The organism is Nocardioides iriomotensis, from assembly GCF_004168035.1.
In the GTDB taxonomy this organism is placed as follows: domain Bacteria; phylum Actinomycetota; class Actinomycetes; order Propionibacteriales; family Nocardioidaceae; genus Nocardioides_B; species Nocardioides_B iriomotensis.
In genome coordinates, this window is the sequence record NZ_SDPU01000035.1 from 214,277 (window position 1) to 236,277 (window position 22,001).

The window sequence follows — 22,001 nt, forward strand, 5'->3', positions numbered from 1 at the left end:
TCGGCAGGTCTGAAGGGGCAGGACGCGCCGACTCGGCAGGGCTGGGAGGGCAAGATGCGCCGACTCGCGCTCTCGCGGCGCGAGGTTCGAGCCGGGTCGGCGGGTCTGCGTGGGAGGTTCGAGCCGGGTCGGCGGAAGCGGGCGTCAGCCGGTGAGCCAGCGGTCGAAGGCGTCGGTGTTCGTCGGGCGGCCGAGGAACGACTCGACCAGGTCGGCGGCGTCGCGCGAGCCGCCGGCGGCCAGGACCGTGTCGCGGTAGCGTCGCGCGACGTCGGGCGCCAACAGGTCGTCGTGGTCGAACGCCGAGAACAGGTCCTTCGCGATGACCAGGCTCCAGAGGTACGTGTAGTACGACGACCCGTAGCCCTCGTCGGCGAGGTGGCCGAACGACGTGTGCTTGTGCGTGCCGTCGAGTCGCTCGAACGGCATGTAGTGCTTCGCGAGGTCGTCGATGTACGACGTGAGGTCGTCGGGCACGTCGGCGTGGATGCCGACCGAGATCGCGGCGTAGAAGATCTGCACCCGGACGTCGAAGCCGCGGCCGAACTCCTGCGCGGCGCGCATCGTGGCGACCAGCTCGGCCGGGATGGGCGTGCCGGCGTCGTCGGTGGCGAACGACGCGAGAACGTCGGCGTCCCAGGCCCACTCCTCGAGCATCTGGCTCGGCGCCTCGATGAAGTCGCGCTCGGTCGCGACGCCGCTGAACCGCGCCCAGTGCTGCCGGCCGCCGACCACGGCGTGGATCAGGTGGCCGAACTCGTGGAAGAGCGTGACCACGTCGCCGTGCGTCATCAGCCCGCGCGGCAGGTTGCACAGCAGCGCCGACTGCGGCAGCTGCACGTCGCGCACGCCCTTGACCAGCGGGAAGTGCGCGGCGTGCTTGAACTTCCCGTCCCGCGGGTGCAGGTCGAGGTAGATCCGGCCGAGCAGGGCGCCCTCGGCGGAGACGTCGTACGTCGTCACGTCCTCGTGCCAGGTGGGAACGTCGGGGCGCTCGGTGTACTCGAGCCCGAAGAGCCGCGATGTCACATCCAGCAGTCCCGCACGCACCTTGTCGAAGGCGAAGTAGCGGCGCACTTCCTGGGCGTCCAGCCCGAGGCGCTCACGGCACACGACCTGGGCGTAGTAGTTGACGTCGGCCCAGCTCATCGACGCCAGGTCGGGAAGGTCCTCGCACTGCCGCTCGACGAGCGTCGCGAGGTCGCGGTCGGAGGCCGGCCCGGCGGCCCGGTCGAGCCGCTCGACGAAGTCGCGGATCGCGGCCTCGGAGCCGATCATCCGGACCTCGGCGTCGTAGTCGGGCCAGCCGTCGTAGCCGAGCAGGCGGGCGCGCTCGCGCCGGATCTCGGTCAGCTCCCGAAGGATCGGGTCGTTGACCGGCCAGCCCCGGTTGTCGAACTGCTCGTACAGCGCGTGCCGCGCGTCGCGGTCCGTCGCGAACGTGCGGAACGGGAACACGTCCGGGTAGTCGGTCGTGATCGTCACGAGCCCGTCGTCGCCCACCGGGTGCGCCTCGACGTAGTCGTCGGGCAGCCCGTCGAGCTGCTCGGGCCGCAGCCGCACCTCACGCACGTCGTCGCTCACGTTGCGCTCGAACGTCTGGGACAGCGTCTTGTCTCGCTCTGCGAGGTCGCGCAGCCGTTCGCGCGTCGTGTCGTCGCGGTCGACGCCGGCCCGACGGAAGTCGCGCAGCGCCATCTCCAGCATCCGGGTCGCGTCGTCGTCGAGACCGTCGGCGTCGACGGCGGAGAGCGCGTCGTAGAGGCGGCGGTCCTGGCGCACCTCGTTGGTCGTGGCCGCGACGGCCTGCTCCGCGGCGTCCGCGCGGTCGCGGATCGCGGCGTCGGGGTGGGCCTGGCCCAGCAGCCCGGCGGCGGTGGTGGCGTTGAGCAGCGCGACGGTCAGCTCGTTCCAGCGCTCCAGCACGCGCGCCGCGTCGCCGGGCTCGGCCGCGATCGCGTCAGCGGTACGCCGCACGGCGTCGAGGTTGTCGTCGCAGCGGGAGACCAGGAAGGAGGCCCAGGCGTCACGGTCGTCGGGGCGGGCGGGGAGCTCGAGCGGCAGCACGCTGGCACCCTACGCGGCGCCGGGGCCGCAGGTGCGCGGGAATGCCGTGGGCGCGGAGTACGTTCGAGAGGACACCGGGACGAGAGGGAGGAGTCACCGTGTCGCTGCCACCGTTCGAGCTTCCTCAGGGGATGCGAGCTCCCGAGGGCGACCGCCACCCGGCGGACGCGTACCAGGAGGCCTGGCGCCTGCTCGAGGCGTCCGCTCCGCTCGAGGCGATCGAGCTGCTCGACCCCGCCGTCGCGGCCGAGCCGATGTCGACGGGGCTGCGCACGCTGCGCGCCTGGGCGTACTTCAAGAGCGCCCAGCTGGGCCGCGCGGAGGCCGACCTGACCCGCATCGTCGAGCTCGACCCGAGCGACGTGTGGGCGCGCTTCGCGCTCGGTCGCGTGCTGGAGCGCCAGTCCCGGTACGCCGACGCGCTGCCGCACCTCCGTCTGGCCGCCGTGATGTCGGGCGACGCCGAGCACGAGGCCGGGGTGCTGCGCGTGGAGCGTCGCCTCGCCGAGCGGCAGGGCACGCTCGACAAGCTGTCCTGACGGAACCCTGACGGCGTCAGGGGAGCGTGAGCACCTCCGCGCCCGTCTCGGTCACGAGCAGGGTGTGCTCGAACTGCGCGCTCGCCTTGCCGTCCTTGGTGACGACCGTCCAGTCGTCGTCCCACATCTCCCACTCGTGAGTGCCCAGGCAGAGCATCGGCTCGATGGTGAACGTCATGCCCGGTTCGATCACCGTGTCGTAGGTGGGGTTGTCGAAGTGCGGGACGATCAGGCCGCTGTGGAACGTCGTGCCGATGCCGTGCCCGGTGAACTCGCGCACGACGCCATAGCCGAAGCGCTTGGCGTAGGACTCGATGACCCGGCCGATCACGTTCATCCGCCGCCCCGGGCGGACGGCCTTGATCGCCCGGCGCAGGGACTCCTCGGTGCGCTCGACGAGCAGCCGCGTCTGCTCGTCGACGTCACCGGCGAGGAACGTCGCGTTGGTGTCGCCGTGCACGCCGTCGACGTACGCGGTGATGTCGATGTTGACGATGTCGCCGTCCTCGACCACCCGGCTGTCGGGGATGCCGTGGCAGATCACCTCGTTGACGCTGCTGCACAGCGACTTGGGAAAGCCCTTGTAACCGAGCGTGGAGGGGTAGGCGCCGTTCTCCACCAGGAAGTCGTGGCCGATCGCGTCGAGCTCGTCGGTCGTGATGCCCGGCGCGACGTGCTTGCCGACCAGCTGCAGCGCCTGGGCGGCCAGCCGCCCCGCGACGCGCATCCGGGCGATCGTGTCGGCGTCCTTGACCTCGGAGCCGCGGAACGGAAGCGGGGCCGGCTGGTCGACGTACTCCGGCCGGTCGATGTGCGCGGGCACGGGACGCCGAGGAGAGATCGCGGCGGGGGAGATGGGGGACACGCGTCGAGTGTAGTTTCCGAGGCATCGGGAACGATCGGGTCGTCCGCGTCGCCGACGCGGACCGGACCAACGAGGAGGACGGGTCATGAGTGACGACGGCGACTACTGGTTCTGCCTCAAGCACCACACGGTGGAGGGCCGCGACGGCTGTCGCAACGCCGATCGGCTCGGCCCCTACGCGACGGCCGAGGAGGCCGGTCGGGCGCTCGAGAAGGTCGAGGAGCGCAACGAGGAGTGGGACAACGATCCCAACTGGAACGACGAGAACCTGGAGGACTGAGCCGGGCCGCCGAGCGTTACGGGCACAGCACGAGGCCCCGGCACCCTGAGGGTGCCGGGGCCTCGTCGCGTCCGGTCAGGCCTTCTTCGCGGTCCGCTTCGCAGCGGTCTTCTTCGCGGCCCCGGTCTTCTTGGCCGCCGCGACCTTCTTGGTGGCGGTCTTCTTCGCGGCCGTCGTCTTGGCGGGCGCCTTCTTGGTGGCCGTCTTCTTCGCCGCCGTGGTCTTCTTGGCCGCGGTCTTCTTCGCCGGAGCCTTCTTGGCCGCGGTCTTCCTGGTGGCGGTCTTCTTCGCGGCGGTCTTCTTCGCCGTCGCCTTCTTCGCGGTCTTCTTGGCGGTCGTCGCGGCCTTCTTCACGGCCTTCTTCGCGACCTTCTTGGCCGGTGCCTTCTTCGCAGTCGTCTTCTTGGCGGGGGCCTTCTTCGCCGCGACCTTCTTGGTGGTGGTCTTCTTGGCGGGCGCCTTCTTGGCCGCCGTCTTCTTCGCCGTGGACTTCGTGGCGGCGGCCTTCTTGGCCGGCGACTTCTTTGCCGCGGTCTTCGTTGCTGCAGGCACCTTGCTGCCTCCTGGTTCGAGAGTCCGACCCGGTGTCGGCTTCACTGTTCCCTCTTGGTAGGCGGCCTCTGGTCGCCCTTCGCAGAGAATCTTGCCGACAAAGACAAGCGAGGTAAACGAAATCGCAAAAGTACGTGCGCGTGTCGCGATTGCCGACATCAACGGATTGGGATAGAGGCCAGCAATGGGAGTTGCTCAGAACCCCTTGTTTTGTTGATGATTCTCACACGACAGTCACACGCACGACGAAAGCGAACGATGAAGCAGGACTTCGAGAAGTCGGGACCGTTCTTCGCGGTCGGCGGGCTCGCCGTCGCCTTCTTCCTCTATGCGTACGTCGCGATCGCGATGCCGAGCTTCGTCCACACGGTCGTGCTCCCACTCGTCTGGCTGGCGCTCCTCGTCCTGTCAGTGCGCTGGTTCACCCGTCGGCCGAAGGCCGCGATGGCACTGCCCGTCGTCGCGATCGCCGTGTGGTTCGCGGTGATGCTGCTCGTGCCGCGCTGATCGCACGATCTCCTTGCCCAGCGGGTCAGAACGTGTGCTCGGGACCGGGGAACGAGCCGTCGGCGACGTCGGCGGCGTAGCGCCTCGCCGCGTCGAGCAGCACACCGTGCACGTCGGCGTACTGCTTGACGAACTTGGCCATCCGTCCCGTGCGCAGGCCGAACGCGTCCTGCCACACCAGCACCTGTCCGTCGCAGTGCGGGCCGGCGCCGATGCCGATCGTCGGGATCGTGAGCTCCGCGGTGACCTTCTCCGCCACGTCGCCGGGCACCATCTCCATGACGAGCGCGAACGCGCCGGCGGCCTCCATCGCCTTGGCGGAGTCGAGCACGCGGGTGGCGGTGTCGCCCCGACCCTGTACGCGGTAGCCGCCGAGGGTGTGCTCGGACTGCGGCGTGAAGCCGATGTGCGCCATCACCGGGATGCCCGACTGGGTGAGCTTCTCGACCTGCGGCACCATCTCGGTCCCGCCCTCGAGCTTCACCGCGTGGGCGTTGGCCTCCTTCATGAACCGCACCGCGGTGTGGAAGGCCTGCTCGGGCGAGGCCTGGTAGGAGCCGAACGGCAGGTCGGCGACGACGAGGGCACGGCGCGCCGACCGGGTGACGGCGCGCACCAGCGGCACGAGCTCGTCGACGGTGACGGGCAGCGAGGTCTCGTTGCCGTAGACGTTGTTCGAGGCGGAGTCGCCCACCAGCAGCACCTGGATGCCGGCCTCGTCGAAGGTCTGCGCGGCGTACATCTCGTACGCCGTCAGCATGGCGAAGCGCTCGCCCCGCTCCTTCATCTCGCGCAGGTGGTGCGTGCGCACGCGACGCACCGGCGCGCTGGTCTGCTGGGCCGTCGGGCCGGTGCCGTAGGGGGCAGCCGTCTCGCTCATGGGTTCCTCCGCTGACGTGTTCTCGTGGCTCCCTGATGGAGTCCCCGGACCGTCTCTCAGGCTAGTCCCGGCACGGCGTGCGGCACCTGTGTCGCCTGTCACGTCGGGACGTGCCTCGCCCGGGCTGGCAGACTCGTGACGTGGACTTCACCTCGGCCTACGACCAGGGCTTCGCGCGGGTCGCGGCGTGCACGATCACGACCGCGATCGCCGACCCCCGTGCCAACGCCGCGTCCGTGCTCGCGGAACTGCGTGAGTGCGCCGACGAGGGCGTCGCCGTGGCGGTGTTCCCGGAGCTGACGCTGTCCGGCTACGCGATCGACGACCTGCTGCTGCAGGAGCCGGTGCTGGACGCCGTCGAGGAGGCGATCGAGGACCTGCGCGACGGGACCCTCGGCCTGTCCGTGCTCACGGTGGTGGGCGCACCGCTGCGGCAGGGCACCCGCGTGCTCAACTGCGCGGTCGTCCTGCACGACGGCGAGGTGCTCGGCGTCGCACCCAAGTCGTACCTCCCGACCTACCGCGAGTTCTACGAGCGGCGCCACTTCGCGCCCGGCGACGACCGCCGCGGCCAGTCGATCGTGCTCGGCGGCCGGGACGTGCCCTTCGGTCCCGACCTGCTGTTCCGGGCCCCGGAAGTGCCCGGCCTGGTGCTGCACGTCGAGGTCTGCGAGGACATGTGGGTGCCGGTGCCGCCGAGCGCCGAGGCCGCGCTCGCCGGCGCCACCGTGCTGGTCAACATCTCGGGCAGCCCGATCACCGTCGGCCGGGCCGAGGACCGCAAGATCCTCGCGCAGTCCGCGTCGAAGCGGTGCCTGGCGGCCTACGTGTACGCCGCCGCGGGGTTCGGCGAGTCCAGCACCGACCTGTCGTGGGACGGCCAGACGTTCGTCTACGAGTGCGGCGAGCTGCTCGACGAGACCGAGCGCTTCCCCGACGGACCGCGCCGCGCGGTCGCCGACGTCGACCTGCTGCGGCTGCGCCAGGAGCGGCAGCGCCAGGGCACGTTCGACGACAACCGCCGCACCCACGACGCGCGGATCCGCGAGTTCCGCACGGTCGACGTCGACCTCGTCCCGCCGGCCGGCGACGTCGGACTGCGCCGGCACCTCGACCGGTTCCCGTTCGTGCCCGACGACCCGGAGCGCCTGGCGCTCGACTGCTACGAGGCCTACAACATCCAGGTCTCCGGCCTGGAGCAACGGCTCAACGCGATCGGCAACCCCAAGATCGTCATCGGCGTCTCGGGTGGTCTCGACTCGACGCACGCGCTGATCGTCGCGGCGAAGGCGATGGACCGGCTGAAGCGGCCGCGCACCGACATCCACGCGATCACCATGCCGGGCTTCGCGACCAGCGCCGGGACCAAGGACAACGCCACCCGGCTCGCGCAGGCGCTCGGCGTGACGTTCGAGGAGATCGACATCCGCCCTGCCGCGCGCCGCATGCTCGAGGACCTCGACCACCCGTTCGCCGACGGCGAGCCGACGTACGACGTGACCTTCGAGAACGTCCAGGCCGGCCTGCGCACCGACTACCTGTTCCGGATCGCCAACCACCGCGGCGGCATCGTGCTCGGCACCGGTGACCTGTCGGAGCTGGCGCTCGGCTGGTGCACGTACGGCGTGGGCGACCAGATGTCGCACTACGGCGTCAACGCCGGCATCCCCAAGACGCTCATCCAGCACCTCATCCGCTGGGTCGTCGCGACCGACCAGCTCGAGCCCGGATCCAGCGAGGTGCTGCTGGAGATCCTCGACCAGGAGATCTCGCCCGAGCTGGTGCCGGTGAAGAAGGGGGAGAAGCCGCAGAGCACGGAGAGCGCGATCGGTCCCTACGCGCTGCAGGACTTCACGCTCTTCCACGTGCTGCGCTACGGCTACCCGCCGAGCCGCATCGCGTTCCTCGCCGAGCACGCGTGGTCCGACATGGAGCGGGGCGCGTGGCCGCCCGGGTTCGACGACGCGCGCCGGGTCGCCTACGACCTGCCCACCATCCGGCGCTGGCTCGAGGTGTTCGTGAACCGGTTCTTCGCGTTCAGCCAGTTCAAGCGCTCCGCGCTGCCCAACGGGCCCAAGGTCGTGGCGGGCGGCTCGCTCTCGCCGCGGGGCGACTGGCGCGCGCCCTCCGACGGCAACGCTCGGGTCTGGCTCGACGAGCTCGAGCGCAACGTGCCGAAGTTCTAGCCCCAGGGGAGGGCGCGATCAGTCCAGCGGTCGCAGCTCGTCGGCGTACGACACGGAGATCCGGCGCAGCACGCCGTCGTCGCTCACGGCGTACTGGCCCATCCGCCACAGGGGCGGGCTGTAGACGTGCACGGACACCGAGCCCGCCCGCGCACCGTTGAGCCGGTGGATGTGGTCGGGGCCGAAGCAGAACGCCAGCCCCTCGGTGACCGGCGTCTCGACGCCGCCCCCAGGGCCGGTGCCGAGCGCGAGGTTGTTCTCGACGAGCTCGCCCGCGACGACGGCGACCGCGCCGGAGGAGATGTCGTGGTCGTGCCAGCCGGTGTCGTTGGCCGGTGTCCAGCACAGCAGCCAGACGTCGACGTGCGCGTCACGGTGGAGGGACGCGTAGACCCGCTCGTCGTCGTCGAAGCCGACGAGGTGCGTCCACGTGTCCGGGTCGTCCGCGACGCTCGCGGCCAGCGCACGGCACTCCTCGGGGGTCAGGTCGCGGCCCGGGAGACCGCTCAGCGAGAGGCTCCCGGCGGCTTCGCCGACCGGCACCGCGGCGGCCGCCGGGACCGCCGCGGTGCGGGTCAGCTGGCTCGTCGCCACGTGGGCACCTCCCGCTCGGGGACGGGCAGCGTCAGGGGCGTGTCGTGGCCGGTGAGCACGCGGCGCGGGTTGGCCTCGCGGACGGCGTACGTCGCCGCCTCCCCGAGCAGCCGGTCGACCGGCAGGCCGTAGGGGCGGTCGCTGCCCAGTGCCAGGGCGTCGATGCCGAGCACGCGGACCAGCGCGTCGAGCGCCTGCGGACCGTAGGACGAGGTGTCGACGTAGACGTCGGGGTCGACCGTCGTGGCCACGCCGCCGCGGGCGAGGTGGCGCTCCTGGTGAACCGGTGCGAGGCCGGCGCCCGCGCCGAACAGCACCCGCAGCCGCGGGAACAGCTCGCGCCCGCCGGCCGCGTGCCAGCCCCACCACGCCGTCTGCATCTGGGTGGCGTAGCCGACCACCGGCGCCCACCACGACGGCAGGCTGCCGGTCAGCGGCCGGGTCACCTCCGGCCCCGGGTGCACGAACACCGGCTTGCCGGCGCGCTCGGCCACCCGCAGCACCGACCCGGCACGCTCCCACGCAGCGGGGGAGGCGAGGTCGGTGGCGGGCACCTGGAGACCGACGAAGACGTCCTCGGCGAGCAGCCCGGCCAGGTCGTCGAGGTCCGGGTCGACCACCGGGACCGACGCCCAGGCACGGAAGTGCTCGGGCAGGTCGCGGACGCTCTCGTGCCAGACGTCGAGCAGGGCGCCCGCCTCGGGGCGGACGAGGTACTCCACGCCCAGCGGGGCGGAGAGGGAGACGCAGGCGAGGCCCACCCCGGCGGCCTCGTCGGCGGAGGTCCGCGCGGTGGCGTCGTGGTCCCCCGGCGTGACGTCGTACGGCGCCTCACCCCGGGTGTGCAGGGTCCAGCCCCGCAGGAACGGTGCGCGGGCGCGCGCCCGCAGCCGGTCCACGAGCGGCTCCGGCCACAGGTGCTGGTGCAGATCGACGGCAGATGGCATGGGGTCCTCCCTCCAGGTCCTCGGATAACTATAGTAAATCACTCGACTTAACTGGGAAGGAGCGACGCGCCGAAGGACCTCAGGATCGGACGTCGGCGCGTGCCCACGGGGGCGAGGCGGTGCCCGTCACCGCTGCGAAACATGGGAGAGTCAGACTGTCCGGCGGTCAAGGCATCTCGTGCGAGACAGGAGCATCGATGGGCAAGCAGGAAGACTTCGTACTCCGCGCTCTGGAGGAGCGCGACGTGCGCTTCGTCCGGCTGTGGTTCACCGACGTCCTGGGGTCGCTGAAGTCCGTCGCGATCGCCCCCGCCGAGCTCGAGGGCGCGTTCTCCGAGGGCATCGGCTTCGACGGGTCGGCGATCGAGGGCTTCGCCCGCGTCTACGAGGCCGACATGCTGGCCAAGCCCGACCCGTCGACGTTCCAGATCCTGCCGTGGCGCGGTGAGGGCCCGGCCACGGCTCGCATGTTCTGCGACATCGTGATGCCCGACGGGTCCCCGTCGTACGCCGACCCGCGGTTCGTGCTCAAGCGCACGCTGTCGAAGGCGGCCGAGGCGGGCTTCACCTTCTACACGCACCCCGAGGTCGAGTTCTACCTGTTCAAGGACACCCCGGAGCCGGGCGCCGAGCCGGTGCCGGTGGACCGCAGCGGCTACTTCGACCACACCGCGCAGAGCATGGGCTCCGACTTCCGTCGCGAGGCCATCACGATGCTCGAGGCGATGGGAATCTCGGTGGAGTTCAGCCACCACGAGGGCGGGCCGGGTCAGCAGGAGATCGACCTCCGGTACGCCGACGCGCTGTCGACCGCCGACAACATCATGACCTTCCGCACCGTCGTGCGTGAGGTCGCGCTGTCGCAGGGCATCTGGGCGACGTTCATGCCCAAGCCGTTCACCACGCACCCCGGCTCCGGCATGCACACCCACGTGTCGCTTTTCGAGGGCGACCGCAACGCCTTCTTCGCCGCCGGCTCGGAGTACCAGCTCTCGACGGTCGGACGGCAGTTCATCGCCGGTGTCCTCCGGCACGCCTCCGAGATCACCGTCGTCACCAACCAGTGGGTGAACTCCTACAAGCGGCTGATGTGGGGCGGCGAGGCGCCGTCGTACATCTGCTGGGGGCACAACAACCGCTCCGCGATGATCCGGGTGCCGATGTACAAGCCCAACAAGGGCCAGTCGACCCGCATGGAGCTGCGGACGATCGACTCCGCCTGCAACCCGTACCTCTCCTTCGCGGTGATCCTCGCCGCCGGCCTCAAGGGCATCGAGGAGGGCTACGAGCTGCCGCGCGAGGCCGAGGACGACGTCTGGTCGCTGACCGAGCGCGAACGCAAGTCGCTGGGCATCGACCCGCTGCCCAAGAGCCTGTACGACGCGATCCAGGTGGCCGAGTCCTCGGAGCTGCTGGCGGAGACGCTCGGCGAGCACGTCTACGACTTCTTCCTGCGCAACAAGCGCAAGGAGTGGGAGGAGTACCGCATCCAGGTCTCGACCTTCGAGCGCGACCTGATGCTGCCGGTGCTCTGACGCGTCGCACCCGGTCGATCTGAGTACCCGTACGGATCCGCCCGCGGGTCGCGCGGGCGCACTCTGAGGGCATGACACGCGCAGTCGACCGCTACCTCGCCGGGCTCCTCGTCCTGCTCCTGCTGGCTGCGCTGGCCGGCGCCGTGCCGGGCCTCTGGATGGTGGGCGACGACCTGCAGTACTCGGGGGAGATGTTCGACGGGCTCGGCCTCGGCCTGGGCCTGGCCGCGCTGGGGGTCGTGGCGGTGCCGGCGACGGTCGCGGTGCTGGCGCTGCGTCGGCTGTGGTCCGGCCGCCCGACCGCCCACCGGTGGGCGCTCGCGGCGGGGGTGCTCGGGGTCCTGGCCGTTGTGCCGTTCGGGGTGTTCTACCACCCGCTGTTCGCCCTGCTGGTGGTCCCGGGCCTGCTGGTCGTCTCCGCGATCGGCACCGAAGCGGGCAGGCCGTGACGACGCTGCGTGGCCGGCTCGCCACCCTGCTCCTGGTCGGGTACGCCGTGTCCGGCCTCTGGGTCGTGGTCGGCGCCCTCGTGCTCGCCGCGGCCGTGTCCGGGCTCGGTGGGCTGGGCGACCTGCTGGCAGACCTGCTCACCTGGGCCGCGGTCCTCGTGGGCGTCCTGGCGGTGCTGCCGGGCGTCGCGCTGGCGGTCCGCGTCCGGAACAGGAGGGCCGGCGACGTGGTCGCCACGCTGTACGGCGCGCTCGTCGTGGCGCTGACCGCCGGCCAGGTCCGCGAGGACACGATGTTCCTCGTCCCGCACCTCGCCGGCCTGGTCCTGGTCGTGTGCGCGTTCCCGTGGGAGGAACCAGTAGATTCGGCCGCGTGAGCGCCCCGATCCTCGTCGTGCAGCACGAGACCGACTGCCCCACCGGCTGGGTCGGTGACTGGCTGACCGAGGCCGGCGCCACGCTCGACGTACGCCACCCGTACCTCGGCGACGACCTGCCGGCGTCGCTCGCCGGCTACGCCGGTCTGCTCGTGCTCGGCGGCTCGATGGGCGCCGACGACGACGCCGACCACGCCTGGCTGACCGCGACGAAGGCGCTGATCCGCGAGGGCGCCGACCGCGGCGTACCCACCTGGGGCATCTGCCTCGGTCACCAGCTCTGCGCGGTCGCGCTGGGCGGGGAGGTCGTGCGCAACCCGCGTGGGCAGCAGATCGGCGTGCTCGACGTCGGCTGGCACGACGAGGCCGTCGCGGACGAGCTGTTCGGGGCGACCGCCGGACCGGTGCGCGCCGTGCAGTGGAACAACGACATCGTGACGCGGCTGCCCGACGGTGCCGTCCTGCTCGCGGAAACCGCCGCCGGCGAGGTGCAGGCCGCCCGGTTCGCCCCCACGGTGTGGGGCGTGCAGTGGCACCCCGAGGCCGGCCACGAGATCATCCGGACCTGGGTCGACGAGGACCGCGACGACGCCGCCGAGCGCGGGATCGACGTCGACTTCCACGTCGCTGCGGTCGCCGACGCCGAGCAGGAGATGCGCCGGACCTGGCGCCCGCTCGCCGAGCGGTTCCTCGCCCTCACCCGGAGCGGGCGACCGCAGCCGACCTCCGCGGTGTCGTGAGGTCCTGAGGTCGTGAGCGACGGGCGGCTGTCCACGGCGGCCGGGCAGCTCGCCCGGCTGGGCTTCCGTGACGTCGAGCGGTCGACGGCCGCCCTGGAACGGATCGGCCCGCACGCCGACGTGCTGATGCACCTCGGCTCGGTCGCGGCCGACCCCGACCAGGCCGCGTGGTACCTGGCCGACCTCGCCGACCGGGTCGACGAGCGCGACGCGATGCTCGAGGCCGTGGCCTCCGACGAGGGCACCGCGATGCGGCTGCTGGGGGTGCTCGGCGCGAGCTCGGCCCTGGGCGACCACCTGCTGCGGCACCCGGAGCACTGGCGCGACCTCACCGACCCGACGCTCGGCTCGACGAGGCCGGCGGCGTTCCACGTGCGCGGCCGGATGCTCGAGGCCGTCGGCGCCGACCCGGCCGACGAGACCCCTGTCGCCACCCTGCCGGACGGAGAGGCGGTCGACGTGCTGCGCGTGCAGTACCGGCGGCTGCTGCTGCGCCTCGCCGCGCGCGACCTCTCCCACGACGTCGGCGTGGACGACGTCGCCGCGGAGCTCTCCGACCTGGCGGCCGCGACCCTCGAGGCGGCCCTCGCGATCGCGCGGGCCCGGATGGGGGAGGCGGCCGAGTCCGTCCGTCTCGCGGTCGTCGCGATGGGCAAGTGCGGCGGGCACGAGCTCAACTACGTCAGCGACGTCGACGTGATCTTCGTGGCCGAGCCGGCCGAGGGGCACGACGAGGTCGCCGCGCTGCGGGCCGGCACCCAGCTCGCCTCGCACCTGATGCGGATCTGCTCCGACCACACCGGCGAGGGCACGATCTGGCCGGTCGACGCCGCGCTGCGCCCCGAGGGCAAGGCCGGCCCGCTGGTCCGCACGCTGGCCAGCCACCAGGGCTACTACGGGCGGTGGGCCAAGACCTGGGAGTTCCAGGCCCTGCTCAAGGCGCGGCCGGTGGCCGGCGACCTGGCCCTCGGGCGGGAGTACGTCGAGATCGTCTCGCCGATGGTGTGGACCGCCGCCGAGCGCGAGGGCTTCGTCACCGACGTGCAGTCGATGCGCCGCCGGGTCATCGAGCACATCCCGGCCGCCCATGCCGACCGGCAGCTGAAGCTCGGTGCGGGCGGCCTGCGGGACGTGGAGTTCGCGGTCCAGCTGCTGCAGATGGTGCACGGCCGCGCCGATGTCGACGTCCGCTGGCCCACGACGCTGAGCGCGCTCGCCCACCTCACCCGCGGCGGGTACGTCGGGCGGGAGGACGGCGCGGCCCTCGACGAGTCCTACCGGTTCCTGCGCGCCCTCGAGCACCGCATGCAGCTCGCCCAGCTCCGCCGGACGCACGTCGTACCGACAGACGAGCACGCGCTGCGCTGCCTCGGCCGCGCGATGGGGCTGCGGAAGGACCCGGCCGACGAGCTCGAGCGGCAGTGGAAGCGGCACAAGCGCGAGGTCCGCCGGCTGCACGAGAAGCTCTTCTACCGCCCCCTTCTCGCGGCCGTCGCCAAGCTCCCCGGGGACGAGGTGCGGCTGTCGCCGGAGGCGGCGCAGACCCGGCTGGCGGCGCTCGGCTACGAGGACCCGGTCGCCGCGATGCGCCACCTCGAGGCGCTCACCGCCGGGGTGAGCCGGACCGCCAGCATCCAGCGGACCCTGCTGCCGGCGATGCTGGAGTGGTTCGCGGAGTCGCCCAACCCCGACGCGGGGCTGCTCGGCTTCCGGCGGATCTCCGACGCGCTCGGGTCCACGCACTGGTACCTCAAGACGCTGCGTGACGAGGGGCAGGTCGCGCAGCGGCTCGCCACCGTGCTGGCCTCCAGCCGCTTCGGCACCGACCTGCTGCAGCGTGCGCCCGAGGGCGTCCGGATGCTCGGCGAGGACGACGGCCTCGTGCCGCTGACCCGCGAGGCGCTCGACAAGGAGATGGACGCCGCCGCGCGCCGGCACGACGACCCGGTGGAGGCGATCACGGCGCTGCGCGCGATCCGGCGGCGCGAGCTGTTCCGGATCGCGGTGGCCGACCTCGTCGAGGACCTCGACGTGGCCGACATCGGCTACGCGCTGAGCGACATCACCAGCGCGACGCTCGACGCCGCGCTCACCGTGGCGACGTCGGCGATCGAGGCCGAGCGGCGTGCCCCGCTGCCGACACGGATGGCGATCATCGCGATGGGACGGTTCGGCGGAGCCGAGCTCGGGTTCGGCAGCGATGCCGACGTCATGTTCGTGCACGACCCGCTCGAGGGCGCGTCGTCGCAGGAGGCGTCCCGGGCGGCCCACGAGGTGGTCCAGGAGCTGCGGCGGCTGCTCGCGCTGCCCGGCACCGACCCCGAGCTCGCCGTCGACGCGGACCTGCGGCCCGAGGGCCGGTCGGGCCCGCTGGTGCGCACCATCGAGTCGTACGCCGGCTACTACGCGAAGTGGTCGGCGGTGTGGGAGGCACAGGCGCTGCTGCGGGCCGACCCGTCGATCGGCGACCCAGACCTGCGTCGGCGCTTCCGCGAGCTGATCGACCCGCTGCGCTTCCCGGCCCAGGGCATCGCCACGGACGACGTACGCGAGGTGCAGCGGATCAAGGCCCGCGTCGACGCCGAGCGCCTGCCTCGCGGCGCCGACCCCGCCACCCACCTCAAGCTCGGCCGCGGTGGGCTCGCCGACGTCGAGTGGACGGTCCAGCTGCTGCAGATGCAGCACGCCGGCCGGGTCGAGGGCCTGCGCACCACGCGCACCCTCGACGCGCTCGAGGCCGCCGTCGAGGCCGAGCTGATCGGGCTCGCCGACGCGCAGTCGCTCGCCGCGGCGTGGCGGATGGCGAGCGGCCTGCGCAACGCGATCGTGCAGGTGCGCGGCAAGGGCTCCGACCAGCTGCCGCGTGACACCCGCGAGCGCGCCGCCGTCGCGCACATCCGCGGCTACGCGCCCGGACAGTCCGACAAGCTCGTCGACGACTACCTCCGGGTCACCCGCCGGGCCCGCCAGGTCGTCGAGCGCGTGTTCTGGGGCTGAGCCCGTCCGACGGACCGGCTGTAACGCGGGGTTATGGACGCTCAACAAGCGGCATTCCGCGTGGGAAGCGTCCATCCGCCTGGGGAAGTACGGCGTCCGCTCCGGACGAGCCACCGGCAGGATGCGCCGACTCGGCGGTCCGCCCGGGGCGGGACGAGCCCGGTCGGGCCATGGCCGGCCGCCACCGAGCAGGCGCACGGTGGGAGTGAACCCGTCGTCGTCGCCCATCGCGACGGACCGCGAGCCACAGGAGGCCGTGATGCTCGACGAACCCCAGCTCCTCGCTGCCTTGCGCCGGCACTGGGAGTACTCCGGCAAGGACGAGGACCGCGCCCACGAGATCTACCACGAGAACGCGGTGCTCGAGTTCCCGCAGTCGGGGGAGCGCTTCGAGGGTGTCGCGAACTTCCGCGAGTGGCGGCGCCAGTACCCGGCCGAGCTCGCGTTCCACCTGCGTCGCATCTCGCACCGCGACGACCTCGTGGTCACCGAGTACCTGATCAGCTACGACCGCGCGCCGTGGATGTTCACCGTCAGCATCATGGAGCTCGAGGGCGATCGTGTGGCCCACGAGCGGATCTACATCATGGACGGCTGGGAGCCCGCTCCCTGGCGAGCACCCTGGCGCGCCGAGGCGAGGGCGGACCCGGCGCCGCCGCCCCCGTGAAGCCGGGGCAGGCCCGACGTACCGACCGGGCCCTTGGCCTCTGGGCGGGACGAGGTGGTCGCGGTTGTCTAGGAGCAGTCGGCGCCCCCAGGACGGGTGACGGGCGCCGAGCCCGAGCCGACCGGGAGGAGCTCCCCGATGACGACGACCTACGAGAAGCGGCGTCCCCGGCCGACCGCGACGGAGCTCGCCCGGGAGGTCGGGTCCGTGATCGCCGACCTGCCTCGGTTCGCGACCGCGCCCCTCGTGCGCTCCTGGCACCAACGCTGGGGAGCCACCGATCACGAGGTGGGCGCGGAGATGCCGGGTGACGAGCTGATCACCGAAGTGGCTTCCGTGGCCACCCGCGCGATCACCATCGACGCGCCACCTGAGGCCGTCTGGCCGTGGCTGGTCCAGATCGGATGCCTCAAGGCCGGCTTCTACGCCAACGACCTCCTCGACAACCTCGGCCACCCCAGTGCCCGCGAGATCCTGCCGGAGTTCCAGCACCTCGAGATCGGTCAGTGGGTTCCGATGTCGCCCAACCCCAGCGACACGACGGCGTTCAGGGTCGCCGGCTTCGAGACGAATCGGTGGCTGCTCTGGCAGCAACCGCTGAGCACCTGGTCGTGGAAGCTCACGGAGCTCCCCGGTGGCCGCACCCGGGTCGTGACCCGGTTGCGCGCGCACCTCGACTGGAGCCACAAGACCGTCTCGGTCTTCTCGCTGCTCCTGCTCGAGCTCGGCGACTTCCCGATGATGCGTCGGATGCTCCTCGGGATCCGGCAGCGAGCGGAGGCGGCCTCGAGCGGCCGTGCACCGTGAGGGTGAGACACGCCGACTCGACGGGTCTGAGAGGGCAAGACGCGCCGACTCGACGCGTTTGAGAGGGCAAGATGCGCCGACTCGGCGGGGTGGGGGGGTCAGGCGGAGAGGCGGAAGGCGTCGCGGTACCTGATCCGGCCGCCGGTGCGCAGCAGGGTGCGCTCGTAGAGCCGGCTGCCGACGCGGACGAACACCACCGCGGCCGCGAGGGTCGCCAGGATCGCGACCGCGACCTGCCACCACGGCACGTCGCCCTGCGCCATCCGGCCGGGCATGATCATCGTCGAGACGATCGGCAGCATCGAGACGACGGTCTGCACCTTGTCGCTGGCCATCACCGAGACGAAGTACGGGATGATCAGGATCAGCTGGCCGGGCATGGTCGTCGACTGCAGGTCCTCCTGGCGCGAGGCGAGGGAGCCCGCGACCGACCACAGCGCGGCCAGGGCCAGGAAGCCGAGCACGAAGAACGCGACGTACCACAGCGCCGCCCAGGTGATGCCGGACAGCAGCTCCCGCCGGCCGGTGACCGCCAGCCCGACGAGGCCGACGAGGACGATCAGCACGACCTGGCCGAGGGCGAGCAGGGTGTTGCCGATGATCTTGCCCCAGAGCAGCGCGCGGATCGGTACGGCGGCGGCGAGGATCTCGACGACGCGGGACTCCTTCTCCTGCGTCACGCTCTGCGCGATGGACATGCCGAACCCCAGCGCGGTCATGAAGAAGACCAGGGCGAACGCGAAGGCGACGACGCCGCGAGCGCCGCTCTGGTCGGCGTTCTCGTCGAGCAGCCGGACGGCGAGGGTGGTGCCCTCGTTGAGCGCCTCGAGGTCGACGTCCTGCGCGGCGGCGTTCTCCTCCAGCACGTCCTGCGCGACCGCGGTGGTGAGCGCGACCCGCAGGCCGGTGTCGACGTCGTCGTCGCCGACGAGCTCGTACCCGTCCTCGCCGCTGACAACGGCGGCGTCGACGTCCCCGGCGCGCACCAGGGCCTCGGCCGCGTCTGCGTCGTCGACCTCCTCGACGGTGATCGAGCCGTCGGGGGAGTCCGCCTGCAGCACCGTCTCGGCCTGCTCGACGAGCGCGGTGTCGGCGCTGCCGACGACGGCCACGTCGAAGTCGTCCGACCGTCCCTCGACGAACGAGCCGATCACGAAGAAGCCGACCAGGAACAGCAGGGTGAAGATGGTGGCGCCGATGAACGTCTTGTCGCGGATCTTGGTCGTGAACTCCCGCTCGGCGACGATCCGCCACACGGGCGTGCTGCGGGTGCTGCTGCTCATCTGACGGCCTCCCGGTAGATCTGGGCGAGCGGGCGGACGACGCGCGCGAACTCCGCGACCTGGGCCGTGCCCTGGATGATCTCGAGCGCCTTCTCCGGGGTTCCGTCGATGATCTCGACGAGCGCCTCGGCCCCCTGGGCGTCGAGGACGGACAGCTGGGGTACGTCGCGCAGCGTGCCCGCGTCGGCGCCTCCGGTGAGCACGACGCGGTAGCGGACCGCGTGCCGGCCGCGCAGGTCGTCGACCGCGCCGGAGGCCACGAGCCTGCCCCGCGACAGGATGACCAGGTCGTCGCAGAGGTTCTCGACGAGCTCGAGCTGGTGCGACGAGAACAGCACCGGCATCTGCGGCGACACCTCGTCGCGCAGCAGCGAGACCATCGAGTCGACCGCGATCGGGTCGAGGCCGCTGAACGGCTCGTCCATCACCAGCGCGTCGGGGCTGTGCACCAGCGCGGCGGCGATCTGCACGCGCTGCTGGTTGCCGAGCGACAGTGTCTCGAGCACGTCGCCGGCCCGCTCGTCGAGGCCGAGCCGGTCGAGCAGGTCGTGGGCACGGGCGGCCGCCGCGGCGGTGTCCATGCCGTGCAGGCGGCCGAAGAAGACCAGCTGGTCGAGCACCTTCATCTTCGGGTAGAGGCCGCGCTCCTCGGGCATGTAGCCGATCCGGCGGCGCTGCTCGGCGCCGATCGGGGCACCGTCCCAGGTCACGGACCCGCGAGTGGCGGCGAGGACACCGACGATGATCCGCATCGTGGTGGTCTTGCCGGCCCCGTTGGCGCCGACGAAGCCGGTCATCCGGCCGGGACGGACGTCGAACGAGACGCCGTCGAGCACGGTGGTCGTGTCGTAGACGCGGGTCAGGTCGCGCACGCTGAGCATGCGCCGAGCCTAGAGAGCCGGCGGCCGCGTCGTCGTCCGTCGCGAGAGTGATCCTGGGGCGGTCCGGGCCCGCCGGCGTCAGTCCTGAGGTGGACCCACGAGGCCGGAGCGGTACGCCAGCACGACGGCCTGCACCCGGTCGCGCAGGCCCAGCTTGGTGAGGATGCGCGAGACGTGCGTCTTGACCGTCGCGGTGCCGACGACGAGCTCCTCGGCGATCTCGGCGTTGCTCTTGCCCTCCGCGACCAGCGCGAGCACGTCGCGCTCGCGATCAGTCAGCTCCGCGAGCGCCGGGTGGTGGTCGGCCGGCTCCGCCGCCGCGGGGGTACGGCGGTCGGCGGTGAACCGGTCGATGAGGCTGCGGGTCATCTTCGGGGCGAGCAGCGCGTGGCCGTCGGCGACGTTCCGGATCGCGCCGACGAGCTCGTCGGCCGAGCAGCTCTTGAGGAGAAAGCCGGACGCGCCGGCTTCGAGCGCAGCGAACAGGTAGTCGTCGCGCTCGAACGTGGTGAGGATGACGACGCGGGCGTCGGACCGCTGGACGATCCGCCGGGTCGCCTCGATCCCGTCCATCGTCGGCATCTGCACGTCCATCAGCACGACGTGCGGGGCGAGCTCCTCGACCAGCCGGGTGGCGGCCAGCCCGTCGGCCGCCTCGCCGACGAGCTCGATGTCGTCCTCGACGGAGAGGATCATCCGGAAGCCGGTGCGCACCAGGTCCTGGTCGTCCACCAGGGCGACGGTCGTGGTCACGAGGCGGCCTCCTGCTCGACGGGCAGTCGCACGCGCACCCGGAAGCCGCCGTCGGGCCGCGGCCCGATCTCGCACTCGCCGCCGTGCAGGCCCACACGTTCGCGCACCCCGGTCAGCCCGTAGCCGGTGCGGCCGTCCCGGGCCGCCGGCCGCGGCGTGCCCTGGTCGAGCACCTCCACCTCCACGGCGTCCCCGCCGCCGAGGTACCGCAGGACGACCTCGGCGCGCCGTGCGGTCGAGTGCCGGCGGACGTTGGTCAGTGCCTCCTGCACCGTGCGGTAGGCCGACGTCCCGACGACCGGAGGAACCGGGAACGCGTCGCCGACGACGCGGTAGTCGACCGCGAGGCCGTCGTCGGACGCGGCGCCGGCGAGGTCGCGCAGGCCGGTCAACGACGGCTGCGCCCCTCCGTCACCGTCCGCGTCGCGGAGCAGGCCGACCATCTGGTGCATCTCCCGGACGGCGGACCGGCTCGAGGACTCGATCGCGGCGAGCGCCTCGCGGCTGGCGGCCGGGTCGCGGTCGAGCACGTGCCTGGCGGCCGCCGCCTGGACGCCGATGCCGGTGACGTGGTGGGCGACGACGTCGTGCAGGTCGCGGGCGATCCGCAGGCGCTCGTCGACGACGGCCCGTTGCGCGCTGAGGTCGCGCTCGGCGCGCAGCTCGTCGGCCTGCTGCGCGAGCAGCTCGCGCTGGTGGGCGGAGCGGTGGGCCGCGAGACCCCAGGCCATCGCCCCGAAGAAGTAGACGATGTTGACGCCGAACGTGATCAGCGTCAGAGCGACCGCCGGGCTGGTGATGCCGGACGCGTCGGGCACGTCCGGGAACGGCGAGGTGACGATGATGTGCACGAGCCACGCGAACATCCCGACGATGACCGCCGCGCTGGCGACGTACAACGCCCGCCGGTTGCGGGCCCACGCCCAGGCGGAGTAGATCGACATGAAGTAGCCGATCTGCACGACGACCGAGGCGTTCACCGGCGTCACCCGCTCGCCGACGCCGTAGAACGCCAGCGAGCACAGCAGCATCACGGTGATGGGGAAGCGGCGGCGCACCACCAGCGGCAGCACCGCGGCGACGCCCCAGCCGAACGCCTCGGCGGTCCGGCCGCCGAAGTCCTCGACCGCCGGGGTCGAGCGCAGCAGCTCCACCATGAGCAGCGACAGGACGACGAGGCCGGTGCCGACGAGGGCGTCGGTGCGCTGCTGGTCGCGCGTCGGTGGCGGACGCAGCCAGTCGTCGTCGAGGGCGAGCACGCGCCGAGACTATCCAGCCACCGGCGGGCCTACTGTCGACGACATGACCACTGCGGACAAGGCCACCCGATTGCTGGCGCTGCACCAGGCACCCGAGATCCTCACCGTCGTCAACGTGTGGGACGTCGTCAGCGCCCGCGTCGTCGCGGACGTCGAGGGCACGACGGCGCTGGCGACCGCGAGCCACTCCATCGCCGCGTCGCTCGGCTACGAGGACGGCGAGCGCATCCCGGTCGACGAGATGGTCGACGCTGTGGCGCGGATCGTGCGCGCCACCGAGCTTCCCGTGTCGGCCGACCTCGAGGCGGGGTACGGCGACCCGGCCGAGACGATCCGCAAGGCCATCGGGGTCGGCGTGGTCGGGGCCAACCTCGAGGACCGGATGCGGCCGCTGCCGGAGGCGGTGGCGGCGGTCGAGGCCGCGATCGGGGCGGCCCGCGCCGAGGGCGTGCCCGACTTCGTGCTCAACGCGCGCACCGACGCGTTCCTCGTGGCCGGCGACCGCGACCCGGCCGACGTGCTGGCGGACGCGGTCGAGCGCGGCCGGGCGTTCCTCGAGGCCGGGGCGCCGGTGGTGTTCGTGCCCGGCCGCCTCGACGAGGCGCAGGTGTCCACCCTGGTCGACGCGCTCGGGCCGCAGCGGCTGACCCTGATCTGCGTGCCCGGATCGCTCAGCCCACGACGGATGGAGGAGCTCGGCGTGGCCCGGGTGTCGTTCGGGCCGTGGTCGCAGCGGGTCGCGCTGACGGCGCTCAAGCACCTCGTGGGCCGGGCGCGACAGGGACAGGGCCTGCCCGACCACGTGGAGGCGCTCAACTGACGCGATGGTCCACACT

At 72.1% G+C, this 22,001-nt stretch carries 22 protein-coding genes; 12 read left to right on the forward strand and 10 right to left on the reverse strand.

Going from position 1 to position 22,001, the window contains the following annotated elements; translation table 11 throughout:
- Positions 1 to 144 precede the first annotated feature (144 nt).
- Positions 145 to 2,067 carry a M3 family metallopeptidase gene (locus tag ETU37_RS20830; RefSeq protein WP_206054094.1) on the reverse strand — a complete coding sequence of 641 codons (1,923 nt, stop codon included), beginning with the start codon at positions 2,065 to 2,067 and terminating at the stop codon, positions 145 to 147.
- A 98-nt stretch (positions 2,068 to 2,165) separates the two neighbouring features.
- Between ETU37_RS20830 and ETU37_RS20835 the strand changes: the two genes are divergently transcribed.
- Positions 2,166 to 2,606, forward strand: coding sequence for a tetratricopeptide repeat protein (locus tag ETU37_RS20835; protein WP_206054096.1), 441 nt, complete (start codon positions 2,166 to 2,168; stop codon positions 2,604 to 2,606).
- 16 nt (positions 2,607 to 2,622) lie between these two features.
- Here the strand turns inward: ETU37_RS20835 and map are convergent, their stop codons facing one another.
- The gene (map, locus tag ETU37_RS20840) at positions 2,623 to 3,471 is read right to left on the reverse strand and encodes a type I methionyl aminopeptidase (protein WP_240755866.1); all 849 of its coding nucleotides are present in this window, start codon (positions 3,469 to 3,471) and stop codon (positions 2,623 to 2,625) included.
- 85 nt (positions 3,472 to 3,556) lie between these two features.
- Here map and ETU37_RS20845 point away from each other — a divergent pair, with 85 nt between their 5' ends.
- A complete protein-coding gene (locus ETU37_RS20845) occupies positions 3,557 to 3,751 on the forward strand; it encodes a hypothetical protein (RefSeq protein ID WP_129989265.1) in 195 nt (64 codons plus the stop codon).
- 75 nt (positions 3,752 to 3,826) lie between these two features.
- Here the strand turns inward: ETU37_RS20845 and ETU37_RS20850 are convergent, their stop codons facing one another.
- Positions 3,827 to 4,303, reverse strand: coding sequence for a histone H1-like repetitive region-containing protein (locus ETU37_RS20850; RefSeq protein WP_165372624.1), 477 nt, complete (start codon positions 4,301 to 4,303; stop codon positions 3,827 to 3,829).
- Positions 4,304 to 4,561: 258 nt separating this feature from the next.
- Here ETU37_RS20850 and ETU37_RS20855 point away from each other — a divergent pair, with 258 nt between their 5' ends.
- Complete coding sequence (locus ETU37_RS20855) at positions 4,562 to 4,810, forward strand: hypothetical protein (protein WP_129989267.1); 249 nt, start codon at positions 4,562 to 4,564, stop codon at positions 4,808 to 4,810.
- A gap of 25 nt (positions 4,811 to 4,835) precedes the next feature.
- Here the strand turns inward: ETU37_RS20855 and panB are convergent, their stop codons facing one another.
- A complete protein-coding gene (gene panB / locus ETU37_RS20860) occupies positions 4,836 to 5,690 on the reverse strand; it encodes a 3-methyl-2-oxobutanoate hydroxymethyltransferase (protein ID WP_129989268.1) in 855 nt (284 codons plus the stop codon).
- Positions 5,691 to 5,830: 140 nt separating this feature from the next.
- Here panB and ETU37_RS20865 point away from each other — a divergent pair, with 140 nt between their 5' ends.
- The gene (locus ETU37_RS20865; protein WP_129989269.1) at positions 5,831 to 7,876 is read left to right on the forward strand and encodes an NAD(+) synthase; all 2,046 of its coding nucleotides are present in this window, start codon (positions 5,831 to 5,833) and stop codon (positions 7,874 to 7,876) included.
- 18 nt (positions 7,877 to 7,894) lie between these two features.
- Here the strand turns inward: ETU37_RS20865 and ETU37_RS20870 are convergent, their stop codons facing one another.
- Together ETU37_RS20870 and ETU37_RS20875 are read right to left on the reverse strand one after the other, a co-directional pair.
- Positions 7,895 to 8,470 (reverse strand): cysteine dioxygenase, encoded by a 576-nt coding sequence (locus tag ETU37_RS20870; RefSeq protein ID WP_129989270.1) that lies wholly within the window; start codon positions 8,468 to 8,470, stop codon positions 7,895 to 7,897.
- Complete coding sequence (locus ETU37_RS20875; protein ID WP_129989271.1) at positions 8,452 to 9,417, reverse strand: amidohydrolase family protein; 966 nt, start codon at positions 9,415 to 9,417, stop codon at positions 8,452 to 8,454. The genes ETU37_RS20870 and ETU37_RS20875 overlap by 19 nt, the downstream gene beginning before the upstream one ends.
- 230 nt (positions 9,418 to 9,647) lie before the next feature.
- On the opposite strand from ETU37_RS20875, the gene glnA reads away from it, so the two are divergent.
- From glnA to ETU37_RS20910, 7 genes are all read left to right on the forward strand, one after another.
- Positions 9,648 to 10,952 (forward strand): type I glutamate--ammonia ligase, encoded by a 1,305-nt coding sequence (glnA, locus tag ETU37_RS20880; RefSeq protein ID WP_240755893.1) that lies wholly within the window; start codon positions 9,648 to 9,650, stop codon positions 10,950 to 10,952.
- 71 nt (positions 10,953 to 11,023) lie between these two features.
- On the forward strand, positions 11,024 to 11,401 hold the full coding sequence (locus ETU37_RS20885) for a hypothetical protein (RefSeq protein WP_129989273.1): 378 nt from the start codon (positions 11,024 to 11,026) through the stop codon (positions 11,399 to 11,401).
- The gene (locus ETU37_RS20890) at positions 11,398 to 11,778 is read left to right on the forward strand and encodes a hypothetical protein (RefSeq protein ID WP_129989274.1); all 381 of its coding nucleotides are present in this window, start codon (positions 11,398 to 11,400) and stop codon (positions 11,776 to 11,778) included. Before ETU37_RS20885 ends, ETU37_RS20890 begins: the two co-directional genes overlap by 4 nt.
- The gene (locus ETU37_RS20895; protein WP_129989275.1) at positions 11,775 to 12,518 is read left to right on the forward strand and encodes a type 1 glutamine amidotransferase; all 744 of its coding nucleotides are present in this window, start codon (positions 11,775 to 11,777) and stop codon (positions 12,516 to 12,518) included. The genes ETU37_RS20890 and ETU37_RS20895 overlap by 4 nt, the downstream gene beginning before the upstream one ends.
- 12 nt (positions 12,519 to 12,530) lie before the next feature.
- The gene (locus tag ETU37_RS20900; RefSeq protein WP_129989276.1) at positions 12,531 to 15,515 is read left to right on the forward strand and encodes a bifunctional [glutamine synthetase] adenylyltransferase/[glutamine synthetase]-adenylyl-L-tyrosine phosphorylase; all 2,985 of its coding nucleotides are present in this window, start codon (positions 12,531 to 12,533) and stop codon (positions 15,513 to 15,515) included.
- Positions 15,516 to 15,774: 259 nt separating this feature from the next.
- A complete protein-coding gene (locus ETU37_RS20905) occupies positions 15,775 to 16,182 on the forward strand; it encodes a nuclear transport factor 2 family protein (RefSeq protein WP_165372625.1) in 408 nt (135 codons plus the stop codon).
- A 138-nt stretch (positions 16,183 to 16,320) separates the two neighbouring features.
- Positions 16,321 to 16,989 carry a hypothetical protein gene (locus ETU37_RS20910; protein WP_206054098.1) on the forward strand — a complete coding sequence of 223 codons (669 nt, stop codon included), beginning with the start codon at positions 16,321 to 16,323 and terminating at the stop codon, positions 16,987 to 16,989.
- Positions 16,990 to 17,087: 98 nt separating this feature from the next.
- Here ETU37_RS20910 and ETU37_RS20915 read toward each other — a convergent pair whose 3' ends face one another.
- The 4 genes from ETU37_RS20915 to ETU37_RS20930 form a co-directional block, all read right to left on the reverse strand.
- On the reverse strand, positions 17,088 to 18,272 hold the full coding sequence (locus ETU37_RS20915) for an ABC transporter permease (RefSeq protein WP_129989278.1): 1,185 nt from the start codon (positions 18,270 to 18,272) through the stop codon (positions 17,088 to 17,090).
- Positions 18,269 to 19,153: an ABC transporter ATP-binding protein gene (locus ETU37_RS20920; protein WP_129989279.1), complete on the reverse strand. Its 885-nt coding sequence runs from the start codon at positions 19,151 to 19,153 to the stop codon at positions 18,269 to 18,271. The genes ETU37_RS20915 and ETU37_RS20920 overlap by 4 nt, the downstream gene beginning before the upstream one ends.
- Before the next feature lie 78 nt (positions 19,154 to 19,231).
- Positions 19,232 to 19,906, reverse strand: a complete 675-nt coding sequence (locus ETU37_RS20925; protein WP_276319700.1) for a response regulator — start codon at positions 19,904 to 19,906, stop codon at positions 19,232 to 19,234.
- Positions 19,903 to 21,165: a sensor histidine kinase gene (locus tag ETU37_RS20930; RefSeq protein WP_129989280.1), complete on the reverse strand. Its 1,263-nt coding sequence runs from the start codon at positions 21,163 to 21,165 to the stop codon at positions 19,903 to 19,905. The genes ETU37_RS20925 and ETU37_RS20930 overlap by 4 nt, the downstream gene beginning before the upstream one ends.
- A gap of 43 nt (positions 21,166 to 21,208) precedes the next feature.
- Here ETU37_RS20930 and ETU37_RS20935 point away from each other — a divergent pair, with 43 nt between their 5' ends.
- A complete protein-coding gene (locus ETU37_RS20935) occupies positions 21,209 to 21,985 on the forward strand; it encodes an isocitrate lyase/PEP mutase family protein (protein ID WP_129989281.1) in 777 nt (258 codons plus the stop codon).
- Positions 21,986 to 22,001 lie beyond the last annotated feature (16 nt).